This is a genomic window from Candidatus Tisiphia endosymbiont of Ptychoptera albimana, from assembly GCF_964026605.1.
Taxonomy (GTDB): Bacteria; Pseudomonadota; Alphaproteobacteria; order Rickettsiales; family Rickettsiaceae; genus Tisiphia.
The window spans coordinates 1,211,685-1,231,372 of record NZ_OZ032164.1; the positions used below are offsets into that span (position 1 = coordinate 1,211,685).

The following is a 19,688-nucleotide window of genomic DNA, read 5'->3' on the forward strand; positions in this document are numbered from 1 at the left end:
CGTGACAATCTAGTGCAAATAGTGTATGGTAGCATTTGAAAATAAAATTGACTATAGCATTTTTTATCAAATAAGTCTCTTATCACCTCAATCTCGGATTAATTTCATTAATCCGACATTGGAATGAGAATGTAAACAATCAGACTTAAAGTGGTTTGACACAAAGTAACAATATGGAATTCGATCCTAATCTACTATCTCGTATACAATTTGCCTTTACCATAAGTTTTCACATAATTTTTCCGTCCTTTACCATTGGCCTTGCTAGCTGGCTTGCTGTCGTAGAAGGGTTATGGATTAAAACTGGCAATAATATTTATCAAGAAATATATAAATTTTGGATTAAGATTTTTGCTATTACTTTTGGTATGGGAGTGGTATCAGGCGTTGTTATGTCTTATCAATTTGGTACGAATTGGTCAGGTTTCTCTGATAAGGTAGGTAATGTACTTGGACCACTATTAGGTTTTGAAGTACTTACTGCATTCTTTTTGGAATCATCTTTCCTTGGAGTTATGCTATTTGGCTGGAATAGAGTCAGTAAAAATATGCATTTCGCTGCCACTTTAATCGTGGCAATTGGTACAATTATCTCTGCTTTTTGGATTCTTGCAGCTAATAGCTGGATGCAAACTCCTGCTGGTTATGAAGTACGAGCAGATAATATTTTATACCCGGTAAGTTGGTTGGAAATTATTTTTAATCCTTCATTTCCATATCGTTTTTGTCATATGATTGTCGCAGCATATTTAACTACAGCTTTTGCAATTGGTGGTGTTGCTGCCTGCTATCTTTTACATAAAAAATTTGTTAACCATGCTAAAATCATGTTTGGTATGGCAATGTTGATGGCAGTATTTGTTGCCCCAATACAGCTTTTTATTGGCGACCAACACGGGTTAAATACTTTAGAACATCAACCTGCAAAAGTTGCTGCTATGGAAGGTATCTGGGATACGGAAAGAGGGGCTGCACTTAGATTCTTTGGCTGGCCTTCAACACAAGAAGAGACAACAAAATATACTATAGAAATACCCAAAATTGCTAGTTTAATACTGACCCATAGCTTAGATGGGGAAGTAAAAGGCTTAAAAGAATGGTCAAAAGAAAATCGCCCCCCTGTATTAATAGTATTTTTATGTTTCCGAGTAATGGTAGGAATCGGTATATTAATGATAATTACTGGGGCAATTGCTGTAGTCTTATATTTACGTAAAAGATTATTTGATACCAAATGGTTTCAATATTGGTGTATGTTGATGACGCCAACTGGCTTTGTAGCCGTATTGTCCGGGTGGTTTGTTACAGAAGTTGGCAGGCAACCTTATATAGTATATAATATAATTAGAACATCGGAAGCATCTTCACCGGTGCTAGGACAACACATCTTTGCCTCATTAATTGCCTTTGTGATAGTTTATGTTTTTATATTTGGCGGAGGCATTTATTATATTATAACTTTAATAAGGAAAGGACCTAGTATACTGCTCGTAAATGAAGAGTTGGTAGACGATAGTATACTTCAAGAAGAGTTAGGCAGTAGCAAAGTCGAGCAGCGTAGCGTACATGAGTAACTGGCAGCTTCGATCTTTGGTCGCGGGAACGCCAATTCTTGAAGTTCTACCTGAGTATACTAGAGAATCTAACCGGTAAAAGGATATATCACCATGCTTAATTTTGCTCCCTATATAGATTTACCTTTGGTTTGGGGTGGAATAATTGCCACAGCAATCTTTCTTTATGTATTATTAGATGGTTTTGATCTAGGCATTGGTATATTATTCCCATTTGCTCCTACTCAAGATTGCCGCAATAAAATGATGAACTCTGTAGTACCATTTTGGGACGGCAATGAAACTTGGTTAGTTTTAGGTGGTGGTGGGTTATTTGCCGCATTCCCACTAGCTTATTCAGTTTTGATGTCAGCCTTCTATATACCAATTACCGTAATGCTTTTGGGATTAATCTTCCGCGGAGTAGCTTTTGAATTTAGATTTAAAGCCTCTCTAAAATATTGTTTCATATGGGATTACTCTTTCCATTTTGGCTCTATCATCGCTACATTATTTCAGGGAATTATGCTAGGAGCTTTTATACAAGGAATTAAAATTGATGGCAGAGTATTTGTTGGCAATGCTTTTGATTGGCTAACACCTTTTTCTATCATGACAGGTATTGCTCTAGTATTTGGTTACGCTCTTCTTGGTGCTACTTGGCTAATAATGAAGACTGACGAAAATACCCAAATATGGGCTCGTAAATCCGCATCATACGTATTAATATATGTTATGTTATTTATGGGTTTAGTAAGTTTATGGATACCATTTTTAAACGAGAGAATTCGTATATTTTGGTTTACTATGCCGAATTTTATATATCTCTCATTAATCCCCGTTTTAACTATTTTTACATTATTTAGATTACTTTCAACCCTTTATAAAAATAAAGAATTCCAGCCTTTTTGTTACTCAGTTTTACTTTTTGTTCTAGGCTATTTGGGACTTATCTTAAGTATTTGGCCTTTTATAGTACCATATCAAATATCTTTGTGGCAAGCAGCAGCGGCAGCAGAATCACAATCTCTAATGTTGGTAGGAGCGGCAACACTTTTACCAATAATATTGGGTTATACAACTTATTGTTATTATATATTCCGTGGAAAATCGACTCATCACCCTATGTATTAGTAAGTTGAGAAAAATTTTTATTTCTCAGAAATGCAAACAATGGCTTTGGTTTGTAATTTTATACTTAGTGGGGCTAATATTTGTGCTATCATTATCCTGTATAATTAAAGCTATCTTTTATATATTAAACTAATAGCTTTTACTACTGCCCCCTAGCTCTTCTAACTTTCGACAGTTGATGAAAACCAACATAAAGCAAAGGTGTTACATAAAGTGTTAATATCGATCCGATAACAATCCCTATTACCAAAACTATAGCCATTTGAAAACGACTATTAGCATAGTTGCCATTATCAAAGAAAAGTGACAACAAACCAATACTCATAGCTAAAGAAGTAATTAAAATTGCCCTGATTCTTGACGTTGCCGCTGTTACTATTGTTTTTAGAGTTCTTTGTCCCTTCTGATGCATTGCACTACATAACAACACACTATGCTTAGTCATTAATCCTGCTAACGTGATAAGTGATATTTGCGTATATATATTTAATCCCCCTTGAGAAAAATATAAGCTCAATAATGCTACACTTAAAGCGGCTGGAATTCCCCCAACTAAAATAAACAATGATAGAATTGAGTCGTTAAAGCGTGCAAACATTAATAAGTAGAGTCCAAGTATAGATAGTAAAATTAGTACTGTAAATGATGATGTTGAATCAATAAGTATTTGCGTTTGCTCACTATAGCTCATATCACTATCATTTGGTAACTTGCTGTTTAACTGATTAATAAAATGAACTGCATCCTGCAATTTAATACCATGTTTAGCAGTAGCAATTACTTCAATGGAATATTGCTCATTATAACGCATAATTTGATTAACGGTATTCACCCTATTAATATCACATATATCCTTAAGCTGAATAAGGTTCTCTCCATTTTTCTGTGTTGTAATGAACATATTTTGTATATTACTTAGTGTTTTGCCAAATTTAGGATCTGATTTAGCAATGACATCATAGGTATTATCATAGTGCTTAAAGTTCCCTATCTTCCTAGCATTAAACAGAATATCTAATGTACTTGATATATCTTTCTGACTTAAACCATATTTAAATAACTTATCTTGATTACACCAAATTTTATAATCTTGTACAGGTGAAGCCTCAATAGCTATAACATTAGTAAATAAATCTTTTGAGTTATTCTGTATAAAATTAACAGCCTGCCAAGCATTCTCCATGGATGATTGGTTATTGACATAAAAGCTTAACTCAACGTTACCCTTTGCTGAACCAGCATTTTTCCCTTGAGCAAACTTCACTGAAATATCTCCACCCACTGCTATTTTTGCTAATTTAGCCTCAATTTCATGCAATGTTTGTACCGATTTAGCTTTATCTTTTAATACCAACCAAATTGTTGAACGTGGTGATTCTTCAATGCTCAGAGTATATTTTACATTATCATTATCCTTGATTATTTTAGTAATTTTTTCCATATAGTGATGGATGTAACTTAAATTGGTATTAACCATAAAGGTGTTAGTCAGTATAAGCATATCTTTTTTTTCAAATGGCTCAATTTCTATTTTCATATTGTTAACTGCAACATATGTACCAGCCGCTACAACGATAGCCACCAAGGATAAAAATACTTTGGCATGGCGTATAATAAAAAATAAAGACTCCTGATATTTGTATGTAATCATATCCAATGTCTTATTAACAATTTGAACAAATTTGCTTTCATGCGTATTATTTGCTAGTTTTAAAAACAATATGGGTGTTAAGGTAAATGCAACGATAAAGGACATTACTAAACAAGCAATTACTGACAAAGCAAATTCCTGCAAAATTTTTCCTACTTCTCCTTTAATAAATAAAATAGGGACATATATTACTACTAGCGTAAACATCAATATTAAAACAGATAAAAAAAGACTATAAATTGCTTGCAATATACTAGTTAAAGCATCTTTATTCTTCCGATAATAATGTTCAGCATTCTCAATCACTACAATAGAGTCGTCAACCACTAACCCTATAGCCAGTACCATAGCCAACATTGTTATGGCATTGAGTGTAAAACCACATAAGTACAGCATAACAAAACAAGCTGCAAGCGAGACTGGAATTGCACAAATTGCGATAATTGAATATCGCAATGATCCCATTAGCAGTAAAACAATTACTGACACCAACAAGACCGATTCAAGCAAAGTTTTTCTTACTTCTTGAAATGCTTGTAAAATATCTTGGCTATCATCGATAATAACTTGAAAGATAAATTGGGGATTGGCTTTTTCATAATGTTCTAGGAAATGTTTTACACTCTTTGATACATCGATTGGATTTGAATCCGACTTAGCAAAAATACCTAATAAAACAATTTTATCCATACCAAAATAAGAGAGGCTAAGTAGCTCTTTATCTGATATTGTAATGCTGGCAACATTTTTTAATTTTACAGCAACATTATTACTTTCTAAATTGATTTCGCCAAAATCACTTAACTTACTAATTGCTGTATCAAAAGAAATATACTCTGTTTTATATTGATTTGATAACTTACCACCAGAGAAATCACTGTTTTGTAGTGTTAACGAAGCAAGAATACTATCTAACGGAATATAATATTTTGCAATCTTTTCAGGATCAATATCGATATTAATCACTTTTTCAGTCACACCAAAACTAGATGTATTGGCTACACCATCGACATATTTAAGCTTTTTTTTGATCAACTCAATATCATCAGCAGTAGCTGATACATTGTTCTTAGAACTCACCGCAATATACATCATTGGTAAAACAGAAAAGCTTTCAGTAGATATTATAGGCTCTTTAGCCCCCTCTGGCAGGAGAGCCTTATTTTTTAATATCAAATCTCTAACTTGATTAATTGCTTGTTCTATAGGAACTTTCTTGGCTATACTTAGAGTTATTTTACTCTCTCCTAACTGACTAATAGCAATAATCGACTTAAGACCATCAATATGTGAAAAAACTTCCTCAAAAGGTTTGGTAGTATATTTCTCTATCAGGTCCGGCTTTACATTCGGATTGATGATAGAAATGTAAATATTTGAAACAGGAATATTTGGTAAAAGTTGAATTTTCAGCTGCAAATATGAGTATATACCAAATAGTACAACCACAATATTTATTACAATAAAGAAGCTACTATGTTCCAACAATCTTTTTATCATAAAATATAATCAAGGGTTAAAGGTAGTTTAAAAATTACCACCAAAAACTGAAAAGGCTTTTCATAATGATTTTTTATTATACACTTCATACTTATACCCTCCTCCTACTCTTTCTGCTGCTGCTTTTCTGCTGTTTAGTGCAGGTCCTGGTATTTTGGTGTCCTCCGGTATGATGCCCCCTGACTGTGTGTTGTCCACTTTAGGAGTGTATTTCCTAGGAGTGTACATTGGAGTTACCTTTAGTACTCTTGCTGGATCGATTAGTTCAGCTGTAGACTTCTTTGGGGTTGCAACTTCAGCCTTGATCTGTTTTTTTTCTGATATATTAGCCTCAATAGGTTTATTGCCTAATAGATCAGGTGATTTTGTTAAATCATTTAAACTATGAGACCTCTTAATATTATTGTCTGCTACAGCTTTATTTACACTGTTAGGATTACGAAGCAGTTGTTTATTTGTCTCCTTTAACGTCGCAATCTTTTGTTGTAGTTCAGCTAATTCTTGATTTGCTGGTTTTGCATTTGCTGAACGCCTATGTACCGTAGTTGCTGGCATAGCTTGTCCATTAAAGTTTGTCTTAACATGTTCTTTTATTAAACCAAGATTCACTGCTTCTCTTTTTAGTGCGGCCCTCCTGTTACTAAGCATTATTTCTGCCTGTTGAACCTTTGGTGCGTCTTTTTTTATTGCGTCCTTCTTGTTATTAAGCATTCTTTCTTGCTCCTGAATCTTTGGTGCGTCTTTTTTTATTGCATCCTTCTTGTTATTAAGCACTCTTTCTTGCTCCTGAATCTTTGGTGCGTCTTTTTTTATTGCGTCCTTCTTGTTATTAAGCACTCTTTCTTGCTCCTGAATCTTTGGTTCTTCTCTTTTTAGTGCGTCCTTCTTGTTATTAAGCACTCTTTTTTGCTCCTGAATCTTTGGTTCTTCTTTTTTTATTGCGTCCTTCTTGTTATTAAGCACTCTTTCTTGCTCCTGAATCTTTGGTTCTTCTCTTTTTATTGCGTCCTTCTTGTTATTAAGCACTCTTTCTCGCTCCTGAATCTTTGGTTCTTCTCTTTTTAGTGCGTCCTTCTTGTTATTAAGCACTCTTTCTCGCTCCTGAATCTTTGGTTCTTCTCTTTTTAGTGCGTCCTTCTTGTTATTAAGCACTCTTTCTCGCTCCTGAATCTTTGGTTCTTCTCTTTTTAGTGCGTCCTTCTTGTTATTAAGCACTCTTTCTCGCTCCTGAATCTTTGGTTCTTCTCTTTTTAGTGCGTCCTTCTTGTTATTAAGATCTTTTAATTTATTCTCAACCTCTCGCTGAAAGCTCTGTACTTCTATCTGTTTTTGTTGAACTTGCTGTAATTGCTGTGCTCTTCCTATCTCTGCTCCAGTTTTTTTCGATCCATTAACCGAAGATGTTTTATTAGACAAAGGCGACTTGTTCTGTAGCATTGTTAATTCCTTTTCTTTTTCTGCTAGCTCTTTAAACGCCACATCGTTTAATTTAGCCAAATTTGCAAATTGTTCTTCACGATCTTTAACTGCCTGATCATTTTCTTCGATCAAAGCTGCAATTCGCTCTTCATGAGCTTCAGTCAAATCTGCTATTGTTTCGTCTTTGTCTTCTAAATCTTGAAGTACTTTCTCGTTTTCTGCTGTCAAATTTCCTATTTGTTCATCATAATCTTCAATTACTTTTTTGTTTTCTGCTAGATCTTGAGTTATCTGATCATTTTCTTCAGTTAAAGCTGCTATTTGTTCTTTATAATCTTCAGTCAAAGCTTCTAGCTCTTCAACTACCTCACCCTTTTCTTTAAGTACATCTTCTAGCTCTTGAACTTCCTGCCTTGTTTCTGCTAGCTCTTCAAATATCTCGTCATTTGCTGCAATTACCTCTTCATAATTTTCAGCCAGATTTACTAGTTCCTGCTCTTTTTCTTCTAGAGTTCGATTCAAATCTGTAACTTCCTGCTGTTGGGCTTCCAACTCTTTAGCTACAGCAGCTTTTTCTGTATTTAAAACCGCAATTTGTTCTTCATGAGCTTTAACCTCCTCAGTTAACTTAGCCTTCTCTTCTAATGCCGCCTGTTTTTCTTTAAGCAAATCTGCAACTTCCTGCTCTCTTGCTTTCTGAGCTTCCGTCAAAGCTTCTATTTCTTGACCTTTTACCTCTAGCTCTTTAACGGCATCATCCTTTACTTTAGTCAAAGCTTCTGCTTTTTTTTCAGCATCTACTAAGTTCTTTTCCAACTGCTTATTACTATCTTCTAAGACTGCCATCTTTTCTTGTAGCTTCTTACTTTCTCCCTCAAATTTCTTCTCCTTTTCTATTAATGCTTGCTGAGCTAATTCTAATGCCTGTTGATTCTTTACTATTTCAGCCTGTGCAGCTTTGTGAGCTTGCTCCGATGCAGCAAACTTACCCTGTGCATCCTTTGCTTGTTGAGTCAAAGCTGCTATCTCATCATTACTAGCTTTAACCATTATATCCAATGCATCTCTTTCTTTAGTCAAATCCTCTATCTGTTGTTGTGATTTTTCATTAACTTCTGCTAACTTCTCCACCGCTACCTTATTCTCTTGCTCTAATCTTTGTTTGTCTAATGCGTGATTTCTAAGCACTTCCTCTAACTTAGTCTGTACAGCATCTTTTTCGTTACTAGCATCTACTAAGTTCTTTTCCAACTGCTTATTACTATCTTCTAAGACTGCCATCTTTTCTTGTAGCTTCTTACTTTCTCCCTCAAATTTCTTCTGATCTTCCACTAATTTTTGCTGAGCTTCTTCATACTCTCCCTTTACCTTTCTGAGTTCTTCATCCTTTACCTGTTTTTCTTCAGTTAAAGCTGTTATTTTTGCTTCATACTCCTGTTCTTTCTTTGCTTGAGCTTCAGTCAAAGCTACAATTCTTGCATCTAACTGCTTCTTATCTTCCACAAATTGTTTCTGATCTTCCGTCAAAGCTACTATTTGTGCTGCAAATTCCTGCTCTTTTATTTTCTGAGCTTCAAGAGTTTCAGCAAACTTATCCTGTAGTGATTTTAACTCTTCCACTGATTGGTTTTGAGTTTCCTGCAACTTATTGAATGCCTCCTCTTTTACTTTAACTAGAGCAGCTTGCTCTGCATGAGCTGCAGTCAAATTTTCTATTTCTTTGCCTTTTGCTGCTAGCTCTTTAGCTACCTCCTCCTTTGCCTGTTGTTCTTTAGCCAAAATTTTATTCAAATCAGCAATTTTGCTCTTTTCTGCTGCTAATTCGTTCTTAAACGTTTCTAATTCTTGTTGCTTATTTGCTATCTCAGCCTGTGCAGCTTTGTGAGCTTGCTCCGCTGCAGCAAACTTACCCTGTGCATCCTTTGCTTGTTGAGTCAAAGCTGCTATCTCATCATTACTAGCTTTAACCATTATATCCAATGCATCTCTTTCTTTAGTCAAATCCTCTATCTGTTGTTGTGATTTTTCATTAACTTCTGCTAACTTCTCCACCGCTACCTTATTCTCTTGCTCTAATCTTTGTTTGTCTAATGCGTGATTTCTAAGCACTTCCTCTAACTTAGTCTGTACAGCATCTTTTTCGTTACTAGCATCTACTAAGTTCTTTTCCAACTGCTTATTACTATCTTCTAAGACTGCCATCTTTTCTTGTAGCTTCTTACTTTCTCCCTCAAATTTCTTCTCCTTTTCTATTAATGCTTGCTGAGCTTCTTCATACTCTCCCTTTACCTTTCTGAATTCTTCATCCTTTACCTGTTTTTCTTCAGTTAAAGCTGTTATTTTTGCTTCATGCTCCTGTTCTTTCTTTGCTTGAGCTTCAGTCAAATTTGCTAGCTCTTTAGCTATCTTCTCTCTTTCTTGATTCAAACCTAGCAGCTCCTGTTGATTCTTTGCTAACACATCTTGCTGAGCTGCAAATGCTTCAGCCAACTTAGCATTCTCTTCTAATGCCACCTGTTTTTCTTTAGCCAAAATTTCATTCAAATCAGCAATTTCTTTAGTAGAAGCTACAATTTTTTCCTCTAGAACTTTCTGCTCTTTAGCCACCTGCTCTTTTTCTTTATTCAGTTCTGCTAATTTTGCTTCATACTCCTGCTCTTTTACTTGCTGAACCTCAGTCAAAGCTACAATTCTTGCATCTAACTGCTTCTTATCTTCCACAAATTGTTTCTGATCTTCCGTCAAAGCTACTATTTGTGCTGCAAATTCCTGCTCTTTTGCTTCATAAGCTTTAACTGTTTCATCTAACTTATCCTGTGCTACTTTTAATGCGTCATCTTTTGCCTGTTTCTCTTTAAGCAAATCTGCCATTTGTACTGCATGCTCTTGCTCTTTTATTTGCTGAGCGTCAACCGCTTCAGCTAACTTATCCTGCTCTGCTAATGCTTCATCGTTTGCTTTATTCAGTTCTGCTAATTCGTTCTTAAACAATTCTAATTCTTGCTGCTTATTTGCTATTTCAGCTATCGCATCTTTGTGAGCTTGCTCCGATGCAGCAAACTTACCCTGTGCATCCTTTGCTTGTTGAGTCAAAGCTGCTATCTCATCATTACTAGCTTTAACCATTATATCCAATACATCTCTTTCTTTAGTCAAATCCTCTATCTGTTGTTGTGATTTTTCATTAACTTCTGCTAACTTCTCCACCGCTACCTTATTCTCTTGCTCTAATCTTTGTTTGTCTAATGCGTGATTCCTAAGCACTTCCTCTAACTTAGCCTGTACAGCATCTTTTTCGTTACTAGCATCTACTAAGTCCTTTTCCAACAGCTTCTTACCTTCCTCTAAAGCTTGTTTGTCTAATGCGTGAGCTTTTTGCAAATCATCCAACTTAGCTTGCTTAGTTTGTGCAAGTTGTTTAGCTTCTTCTAAGCTTTTCTCCAACTTATCCTTATCCTGAGCTAACTTTTTACTTGCTTCTTCAAATTTGCTCTTTTCTGCTGCTAATTCGTTCTTAAACGTTTCTAATGCTTGTTGATTCTTTACTATCTCAGCCTGTGCAGCTTTGTGAGCTTGCTCCGATGCAGCAAACTTACCCTGTGCATCCTTTGCTTGTTGAGTCAAAGCTGCTATCTCATCATTACTAGCCTTAACCATTATATCCAATGCATCTCTTTCTTTAGTCAAATCCTCTATCTGTTGTTGTGATTTTTCATTAACTTCTGCTAACTTCTCCACCGCTACCTTATTCTCTTGCTCTAATCTTTGTTTGTCTAATGCGTGATTTCCAAGCACTTCCTCTAACTTAGTCTGTACAGCATCTTTTTCGTTACTAGCATCTACTAAGTCCTTTTCCAACAGCTTCTTACCATCTTCTAAGGCTACCATCTTTTCTTGTAGCTTCTTACTTTCTTCCTCAGATTTATTCTTATCTTCCACTAATTTTTGCTGAGCTTCTTCATAGTCACCCTCTACCTTTCTGAATTTTTCATCCTTTAGCTGTTTTTCTTCAGTTAAAGCTGTTATTTTTGCTTCATACTCCTGCTCTTTCTTTGCTTGAGCTTCAGTCAAATTTGCTAGCTCTTTAGCTATCTTCTCTCTTTCTTGATTCAAACCTAGCAGTTCCTGTTGATTCTTTGCTAACACATCTTGCTGAGCTGCAAATGCTTCAGCCAACTTAGCATTCTCTTCTAATGCCACCTGTTTTTCTTTAGCCAAAATTTCATTCAAATCAGCAATTTCTTTAGTAGAAGCTACAATTTTTTCCTCTAGAACTTTCTGCTCTTTAGCCACCTGCTCTTTTTCTTTATTCAGTTCTGCTAATTTTGCTTCATACTCCTGCTCTTTTACTTGCTGAACCTCAGTCAAAGCTACAATTCTTGCATCCAACTGCTTCTTATCTTCCACAAATTGTTTCTGATCTTCCGTCAAAGCTACTATTTGTGCTGCAAATTCCTGCTCTTTTGCTTCATAAGCTTTAACTGTTTCATCTAACTTATCCTGTGCTACTTTTAATGCGTCATCTTTTGCCTGTTTCTCTTTAAGCAAATCTGCAACTTCCTGCTCTCTTGCTTTCTGAGCTTCCGTCAAAGCTTCTATTTCTTGACCTTTTACCTCTAGCTCTTTAACGGCATCATCCTTTACTTTAGTCAAAGCTTCTGCCTTATTTCTAGCATCTACTAAATTCACCCCCAAGCCATCCTTATCTTTACCTAAGGTTGTTATCTGCTCTTGCAAATACTTATTTTCTTCTTTCTTTTTTTCTAATTCTTGCTGAACTTTCTCATGATCTTTTCTATCTTCAGCCAACTTAGCTTGTAAATCTGTATTCAACGCATTATATCCTAAACGTTTTACTTCACTAAGTGTTGTCGGCTGATTTTTTGTATTTTTTTCTGTCTTTTTTGACTGACTATTTAACTGTTTCTGAAATACTGAGTTACCTTTAATCTTGCCTTGAATCTTTTTAACTGATTGACTTTCCTGCTTTTTAAGTTCAGTATGATGATTCGTAGGCTGTTTTAATGCTGTTTTCTTTTTTTCAATCTCCTTCTTTAAGGACTTTATCTGTTGTTGTGCATCATCAAGCAATTTCTTTTGAGCCTCCAAATCACCCTGTAAAGCAGCCACATTTTCTTTAGTCTCTTGATTTTGCCGCTGATTTAATGAATTATCTTTTATCTCCGATTGTTTAGGCAATTGCAGTTGCTCTAGTTTTTCAAATGCTAATTTTTTCTCCATATAAGCATTATTCAAATCATCTTCTTTGGCCTGCAACTCTAATAATTTTGCTTCAGCTTTTTCAATATTACTCTGCAATAGTTCAAATTTCGAAGTATTTTCACGTGTTTCCAGTGGTTCACCATCTGAATCCAATGGGTCAATTTGATTATTCAATTGCTTATTATCACCTAACATTAGTTCTTGTTGGTTCGAATCTCCAAGTATAGCACTTTGTGATGGATTAGTTTGTGATGGATTAGTTTTCTGCACAGAATCAGTAATATTTGGAACTTTTATAACATCAAGATTTTTGTCATCATTCACATATACTTTAGAATTAATTTGAGAACTTGCATTATCTTTATTACTAATATACTGTTCTGGAGAAACATTATCGCCTCCTGTAGTTCTTGGTCCAGTATCTGATGAAGAATGTGGGTTATCTGAGGTATCTGAGGTATTACTACTATTTTCAGAGTCCTCCAATTCTTGCTCTTTTTTCTTCAACTCTTCCTGAAGCTCAGATTTCTGCCTCATCAGCTTCTGTATATCACCTGCTTGAATTGCGTTTAATTGCTTAAGTTTAGCCGTATTATCATCATTATTCTCAAGAGCATTAACAGAGCTACAAAATAGCAGTATCATAAGAAAGTATAGTTTTTGGATTTTTTTATTCATTTGTATTTAGTTCTCCAACAATGAAAAAAAGTATTAATATATTGTAAATATAAATTGAAATATTCTTAATTTATCAAACTATTATTATAATTTGTCAAGTTTCGATTCCGGTGCGTCAATAAGTTATGACTTATTTTGTATTGTTGAGTGAGTTGTCTCATCTTCAATCAAAACCTTGACTCCGTCATGCAATCCTTTCTTTCCTGAAATAACCACTTGGTCATTCGGTTTGATGCCACTAACTACCTCTACACTTTGGCTATCACTATCACCTATTTCAATCCTTACTTTTTTAGCTGTATTATTTTCAATAATATAAACATAGTAATAAGAATCAAAGAAAACAGCTGAGTTTGGCAATTTTATCCGTTGCTTGTTGCCATTGAAAATAACATTTACGTTAACAAATAAGCCCGGCATGATTGAATTATCATCATTTGGAATCAATGCTTCAATATAGACTGAGTGATTCTTATCTTGGGCAATTTCTGAAGTTTTAAAATCACTTAGTTTAAGGGCTAAGTTTAAAGCGGGAATATAGATGTTGACATAGCTCCCTTCCGCACTTTTAAATTTTTGATAGTCGCTTTCATCAAGACCAAACGCAACCTTGATAATATGAATATCATAAAGAACGACTATTTTATCCTTTTGTGTAACAAGCTCTCCAACAGTAACAAGTTTTCGTTCAACAATTCCACTTAATGGGGCAACAACATAATGATTGGTTTTTTCATCAAGTAATGTATAATATTTTTGTTTAGCATCAAGGTATTCTATGTTATGGTTCACATACTCTGTATATCTAATGAGGTTCTTATCCAATAACTGCTTCATCGCATTAGCTTTTTTCTCTTTAAGACGATACTCTTCATTTGCTAGTTCAATCAGATAGTCAATTTGCGTGGTATCTAATACCGCTAAAATATCACCTTTTTTAACATAGCTACCTATAGGTAAGTCAAGTTCTTTAATTCTTCCTGTTGTATTGACTTTAACTGCATGTGTTTCATAGGCTAAGGTTTTGCCTGTTGTAACCAATATATCATTTGTCTCCTCTGAATATTGAGCCTTAACCACTTCAACAGGAATTACGACAGCTTGATTGTCCACTTGCTGTGTTGGGGCTTGTCTACTGACTACTTTTTTGATAGAAACTATCACTACAACAATTGCTACTGCAACAAATAATAGTCCATATATATAGTATCTTCGACTTATTAATATCTTCCCTAGGGTCATTTGAATTTTACCATATTTCTGATTAGATTGCTAACCTTCTCTTTAATCTATTCATTTTCAACTTCGATTATACTCAAATCATTTGAGTATAATTTCTGATAACAAAAGAACCGTGGCAAACGGTTTTATTGTTTTCTAGTCACATATACAGTAAAATTTTATTTTGTGCAAGTAATTATTTTAAAATTTTTTAATTTTATTTACAGAAAGTAGTAGTGTAGCTAACATGGAAATGTTTTAACCATAACTAGTGTATAGCCTTATATACATTATAGCCAATATAGAAATGTTTGAGTCATAGTAATAGAATTGATGTGACCCCCCTGCAAAACAAGGGTCTACAATCTATAAATATCCCCTCAGAACATTGCTTTTCCGCACCGAGGCTGGTATGACATCGATAGAAGCTAAATCTATATTTATACCACCCACTGGTAACGACTTTTAAACTGCCCTGTACTTATGTCTATATGCTGAGCTTACTACTAAACTCCTTACAAAAATTGTAGGCTATTGATGTAATCTACGCTTCTATGTTGCTATCGTCTCTTTTATTATTTAACAACTCTCTTGCTTTAGCAAATCTTATAAACCGTGCAAAAGCAAAAATCATAGAATCAACAAAACCATCAAAACCAAATACCCAATATCGTCTTATAAAAAATGATTTTAAAAAATAAAAAATACTTTCTGTAGCAATTCTTGTTTTTGATGGATTCCTACCTAATTTAACTAAATCTTTTGCTTGCTCAGAGGAATAAAAATTTGCTTTAGCTACTAGTTGCTCAATTGACGTGCCAGACCTATGATAAATTATACCATTTAAATCATAGATTTTATTTTGTGAATTAATATTTGGATTAAACAACACCGAATCATGAGTAGTAGTGTTATTATTAGAAAAACTACTATATTTACGATTATATAATCTGATACATTTATTATAAGGAGCAAAACGACGAACCTTCTGATCATTACGGTGCAATATAACAATTTTAGTACGGTAAGCTAAATAATTAGCTTGATTATTTGAAGCAAATATAAACTCTATTTCATCTTGTAATTCTTTTGATAGTTCTTCATCAGCATCAATATTTAATATCCAGTCATTCTGACATAAATTTTCGCCAAAAGTCTTTTGTTTAACATAACCATTCCATTCGTTAAAAATTACTTTGATTCCTAAATTTCTAGCAATTTGTACTGTATCATCAGTACTCCCACTATCAACAACAATAAGCTCCTCGACAATGTCCTTAACACTGTTGATAGCTCTTGCAATCCTAGTAGCTTCATTTTTTGTGATAATAAAGGCTGAAATCTTTAGCATATCCCTCTCAACTAGGTCCTTGCATACATTTTCTATCTAGCTTCTGTAAAGGTTTCATTTCTATAGTCTATATGTTCATTATTTTTAGGAAGTACCCACAAATTGAATAATTTTTGAGGAATTTCTGAGTAAAAGAGTAGCCAAGTAACCACAAACAGTACATAATATGTCCATGAGGAACGAAAGCAAATTTTGACAACAAAATTACCAAAAGGAATCAATTCGTGAACACTCCTTTTTGTTCTCGAATCCTCACTTGCATACCTACTATTACCTACATCTTTTAAAAGTCGTATATTTGAACCTACTGACGTCATATACGACGTCCCACAAATCTAGAATGTGGGTAATAGTAATAAGGCAGGGATAATACACCCTAGGCTATTAAACTATCTTTCATCGAGATTGGTATTACATAAAAGGCATACACAAGAAGCTAGAAGCTAATTCATATTTTTAATTTTTTGAGATAATCTACTGATTTTACGTGAGGCTGTATTTAATTTGATAATGTTTTTTGTTACACCTTTCATTATTTCAGATTGTGCAACAGTCAAAGCTAATTTAGCTGATTCTTTTGAGCCACTAATAACTTCTTGCAAAACTTTTTTTATATATGTTTTAATTCTACTTGACCTATTCTTATTTATTAAAGTTTTTTTTATTGTTTGTCTTATTGCCTTTTTTGCTGATGAATGATTAGCCATATTTATTATTTTCCTACAGATTTATTAGTTTTGTTCTTCATGGCTATGACTTTCTACTTTTGGGGTCATACAGCCTTTACTATTTACGTCTCTATCAACGAACTCAATATAAGCTACTGATGCCATATCTCCATAACGAAAACCAGCCTTTATTATCCTAGTATAACCACCTGGACGTTCACTATATCTTTTACCTAAAACACTAATAAGTTTTTCAGTAGCAACTTTATCTTTGATTTTAGCAAGCAACATTCTTCTAGTCGCTAAATCAGATTTCTTGGCCTTAGTTATTAGTACTTCAATATATGGTCTAAGCTCTTTAGCCTTAGGTAAAGTTGTTTTTATTTGCTCATTCATCACAAGTGCAGCAGCCATATTAGCAAACATCGCCTGTCTATGACTACTTGTTCTATTAAGCTTTCTACCCTTAATTTTATGTCGCATGTTATTACCTTTGTATTAACCTCAATTCGATATAAGAATTGTTAATTCTTATATCGAATTGGCTTGTTATAAGGAAAAATGCATTCTTGAAGCGGCTTTTACGAATGCATTTTAATCTATTACCACTAATAATCTTATTTTTATATCATATAAAAATTAAGATTATTAGCAAATTAATATTTAACAACCAGGTGACGAACTCCTTCAAACCTGATTGTTTCTATATGTATCCCTGAATTAGATATAACCTGTTACATCTAATTCAGGTTTTATTAATATGGATCTTCATAACGCTTAGATAGTTCCTGAATATTTTCTGGAGGCCATCCTGGTATGTCCATACCAAATTTTAAACCAAAGCCTGATAATATATCCTTAATCTCATTAAGAGATTTTCTACCAAAGTTTTGAGTTCTAAGCATTTCTGCTTCTGTTTTGATAACAAGATCGCCTATATAAATTATATTTTCATTTTTTAAACAATTCTGAGATCTAACAGATAATTCTAATTCCTCAACTTTCTTCAACAACGCTGGATTAAATGCTAATTCTTCTAACTTATCCTGTTTATCTTCTGTTTGTTCTTCAAATGTAATAAATAATTGTAACTGATCTTGCAGAATTCTAGCAGCAAGTGCTATAGACATCTCCGGAGAAATACTACCATTAGTTTCAACGGTCATAATCAATTTGTCATAATCTGTAACTTGACCAACACGTGTATTATCAACTTTATAGGTAACCTTTCTTACAGGACTGAATAACGCATCTATTGGGATAACGCCAATAGCTAATTCCGAACCAACGCTGCTTGCAGCGGGAACATACCCTTTTCCTGTCTCACACACTAATTCCATTTCAAGCTGAGCCCCTTTTGCCAAAGTACAAATCACATGGTTAGGGGTTAGTACCTCCACATCATGCCCTGTTCCAATCATCCCAGCAGTTACAACGCAAGGACCAGTAGCACTTAATCTGACAATCTTTCTTTCCGAAGAATGCATCTTAACGACCACAGACTTAAGATTCAAAACTACATCAACTAAATCTTCCTTAACCCCAGGTATAGCAGAAAATTCATGCACCACCCCTAGTATCTTTATTGATGTTATTGCAGCACCCTGAAGAGATGAGAGTAGAATTCTCCTCATAGCATTACCTATTGTTAAACCAAAGCCTCTCTCTAAAGGTTCAACCACAATTTTTACTATATTACTACTCTTATCAGGACTGTCATAAACTATCTTAGAAGGTTTTATTAATGCACTCCAGTTTTTATTTAATGATAACATTATTTACCTATGCCCCTATACTCTTCTTCTTTTTGGTGCTCTAACACCGTTATGTGCAACAGACGAAACATCTAAAACTGACGTAACTATAAAATTTTGACTAAATACCGCACGCATAGCCGATTCCCTTTGAGCCCCTGCACCTTGCACTCTAATTGAAACAGTTTTCAGACCGTGTTCTTTTGCAACTTCTGAGGCTTTATCAACAGTTATTTGAGCAGCATAAGGCGTAGCTTTTCTAGCCCCCTTAAAACCATGTGTACCTGCTGTTGAAAAAGCTATAGCATTACCTTGCACGTCCGTAAAAGTAACAATAGTATTATTAAAAGTTGTCTTTATATGAACAACACCAAGAGTGATATTTTTTCTTTTTTTCTTGACCTTAGTATTAGCCTGACTCATCATTATACCATATTACTTTGTAACTTTTTTCTTACCGGCAATCGCAACAGCTTTACCTTTTCTTGTTCGAGCATTAGAATGAGTATTCTGACCTCGAACAGGCAACTTTCTTATATGTCTAAGACCTTGGTAACTTCTAATATCCTTTTTCTTCTTGATATTAAGATTCACCTCTCTTCTTAAATCACCTTCTACTTTATATTCTTTTTCAATAATATTACGTAAAATAATAAGCTCTTGATCTGTTAAGTCTTTGACCCTTTTACTTTCAGATATTCCAGTTTTTCGACAAATCTCTTCTGCAGCAGAAAAACCAAGCCCATAAATATATGTTAAGCTCACTACTAATCTTTTGTTTGCTGGAATATTAACACTCGCTATTCTTGCCACAAATAATCTCCAAAATTTCGATAATAACCAAAAGGGAATAATATAAAAATATCCCTTAAAGTCAAATCATTTTTAATACTTTATATAAAACAAGCCCTACTTCTTCTTTATCCTTATTTGCATCAACAACATAGAATTCACTATTATCTCTATAATAGTTAAGTAACGGATAAGTCTCTATTTTATATTCTTCTATTCTTTGCTTAATAGTCTGTTCATCATCATCTTGTCTGTGCATAAATTTATCTGATCCACAAACATCACAGACATTATCAACCTTAGGTTTAATGAAATAACTATTATAAATTTGTCCACAATTTTCACAATTAAACCTACCTAGAATCCTCTTGATAATCACTTGATCGTCTATGTCGAAAAACACAACTTTAATCTTTTGATTAGCAAACATTCTTAGAAAATTAGCTTGCTCTAAATTACGAGGATAACCATCTAGAACATAACCGTTTTTATATATATCCTGAGTTAAAAACTCTTTAACTACATTATTCACCAATTTAGGAGGGACAAGTTTTCCTTGTGCCATATACTCTTTAATTAACAAACCATCCTTGTTATTAACCTTTACCATTTGCCTGAATATATCGCCAGTAGACACATGAGGTAAATTTAACTTTCTTGCCAATAACTGCCCTTGAGTTCCCTTCCCTGAACCAGGAGACCCTATAAGCACTATAATCATTTGAAACTCTTCTTTAAACATAA

At 34.1% G+C, this 19,688-nt stretch carries 12 protein-coding genes; 2 read left to right on the forward strand and 10 right to left on the reverse strand.

The genetic code is table 11. The annotated features are described in order from the left end of the window. The first annotated feature begins 173 nt into the window (after window positions 1-173). Both AAGD36_RS05775 and cydB read left to right on the forward strand, forming a co-directional pair. Window positions 174-1,574 (forward strand): cytochrome ubiquinol oxidase subunit I, encoded by a 1,401-nt coding sequence (locus tag AAGD36_RS05775; protein WP_341755287.1) that lies wholly within the window; start codon window positions 174-176, stop codon window positions 1,572-1,574. Window positions 1,575-1,667: 93 nt separating this feature from the next. Beyond that, entirely contained in the window at window positions 1,668-2,687 is a 1,020-nt protein-coding gene (gene cydB / locus AAGD36_RS05780; RefSeq protein WP_341755288.1) for a cytochrome d ubiquinol oxidase subunit II, read from the forward strand. A 142-nt stretch (window positions 2,688-2,829) separates the two neighbouring features. On the opposite strand, the gene AAGD36_RS05785 is transcribed toward cydB, so the two are convergent. From AAGD36_RS05785 to AAGD36_RS05830, 10 genes are all read right to left on the reverse strand, one after another. Further along, window positions 2,830-5,838: an efflux RND transporter permease subunit gene (locus AAGD36_RS05785; RefSeq protein WP_341755289.1), complete on the reverse strand. Its 3,009-nt coding sequence runs from the start codon at window positions 5,836-5,838 to the stop codon at window positions 2,830-2,832. 60 nt (window positions 5,839-5,898) lie between these two features. After that, window positions 5,899-13,158: a hypothetical protein gene (locus tag AAGD36_RS05790; RefSeq protein WP_341755290.1), complete on the reverse strand. Its 7,260-nt coding sequence runs from the start codon at window positions 13,156-13,158 to the stop codon at window positions 5,899-5,901. A 123-nt stretch (window positions 13,159-13,281) separates the two neighbouring features. Next, window positions 13,282-14,400 (reverse strand): efflux RND transporter periplasmic adaptor subunit, encoded by a 1,119-nt coding sequence (locus AAGD36_RS05795; RefSeq protein ID WP_341755291.1) that lies wholly within the window; start codon window positions 14,398-14,400, stop codon window positions 13,282-13,284. Window positions 14,401-14,923: 523 nt separating this feature from the next. Further along, a complete protein-coding gene (locus AAGD36_RS05800) occupies window positions 14,924-15,730 on the reverse strand; it encodes a glycosyltransferase family 2 protein (protein WP_341755292.1) in 807 nt (268 codons plus the stop codon). Between the two features lie 443 nt (window positions 15,731-16,173). Further along, on the reverse strand, window positions 16,174-16,437 hold the full coding sequence (gene rpsT, locus AAGD36_RS05805) for a 30S ribosomal protein S20 (protein ID WP_341748197.1): 264 nt from the start codon (window positions 16,435-16,437) through the stop codon (window positions 16,174-16,176). A 24-nt stretch (window positions 16,438-16,461) separates the two neighbouring features. Continuing rightward, a complete protein-coding gene (gene rplQ / locus AAGD36_RS05810) occupies window positions 16,462-16,881 on the reverse strand; it encodes a 50S ribosomal protein L17 (protein WP_341755293.1) in 420 nt (139 codons plus the stop codon). A gap of 272 nt (window positions 16,882-17,153) precedes the next feature. Next, window positions 17,154-18,173, reverse strand: a complete 1,020-nt coding sequence (locus tag AAGD36_RS05815) for a DNA-directed RNA polymerase subunit alpha (protein WP_341755294.1) — start codon at window positions 18,171-18,173, stop codon at window positions 17,154-17,156. A 15-nt stretch (window positions 18,174-18,188) separates the two neighbouring features. Beyond that, entirely contained in the window at window positions 18,189-18,575 is a 387-nt protein-coding gene (rpsK, locus tag AAGD36_RS05820; protein ID WP_341748194.1) for a 30S ribosomal protein S11, read from the reverse strand. A 12-nt stretch (window positions 18,576-18,587) separates the two neighbouring features. Continuing rightward, window positions 18,588-18,965 (reverse strand): 30S ribosomal protein S13, encoded by a 378-nt coding sequence (gene rpsM / locus AAGD36_RS05825; RefSeq protein WP_341748193.1) that lies wholly within the window; start codon window positions 18,963-18,965, stop codon window positions 18,588-18,590. A gap of 61 nt (window positions 18,966-19,026) precedes the next feature. Then, complete coding sequence (locus AAGD36_RS05830) at window positions 19,027-19,665, reverse strand: adenylate kinase (RefSeq protein ID WP_341756021.1); 639 nt, start codon at window positions 19,663-19,665, stop codon at window positions 19,027-19,029. Between the last annotated feature and the right edge of the window lie 23 nt (window positions 19,666-19,688).

Excerpts from the sequence above, each read along its gene's own strand:
- AAGD36_RS05775 (WP_341755287.1), top strand. The coding sequence starts at position 174 with ATGGAATTCGATCCTAATCTACTATCTCGTATACAATTTGCCTTTACC.
- cydB (WP_341755288.1), top strand. The coding sequence starts at position 1,668 with ATGCTTAATTTTGCTCCCTATATAGATTTACCTTTGGTTTGGGGTGGA.
- AAGD36_RS05785 (WP_341755289.1), bottom strand. The coding sequence starts at position 5,838 with ATGATAAAAAGATTGTTGGAACATAGTAGCTTCTTTATTGTAATAAAT.
- AAGD36_RS05790 (WP_341755290.1), bottom strand. The coding sequence starts at position 13,158 with ATGAATAAAAAAATCCAAAAACTATACTTTCTTATGATACTGCTATTT.
- AAGD36_RS05795 (WP_341755291.1), bottom strand. The coding sequence starts at position 14,400 with ATGACCCTAGGGAAGATATTAATAAGTCGAAGATACTATATATATGGA.
- AAGD36_RS05800 (WP_341755292.1), bottom strand. The coding sequence starts at position 15,730 with ATGCTAAAGATTTCAGCCTTTATTATCACAAAAAATGAAGCTACTAGG.
- rpsT (WP_341748197.1), bottom strand. The coding sequence starts at position 16,437 with ATGGCTAATCATTCATCAGCAAAAAAGGCAATAAGACAAACAATAAAA.
- rplQ (WP_341755293.1), bottom strand. The coding sequence starts at position 16,881 with ATGCGACATAAAATTAAGGGTAGAAAGCTTAATAGAACAAGTAGTCAT.
- AAGD36_RS05815 (WP_341755294.1), bottom strand. The coding sequence starts at position 18,173 with ATGTTATCATTAAATAAAAACTGGAGTGCATTAATAAAACCTTCTAAG.
- rpsK (WP_341748194.1), bottom strand. The coding sequence starts at position 18,575 with ATGAGTCAGGCTAATACTAAGGTCAAGAAAAAAAGAAAAAATATCACT.
- AAGD36_RS05830 (WP_341756021.1), bottom strand. The coding sequence starts at position 19,665 with ATGATTATAGTGCTTATAGGGTCTCCTGGTTCAGGGAAGGGAACTCAA.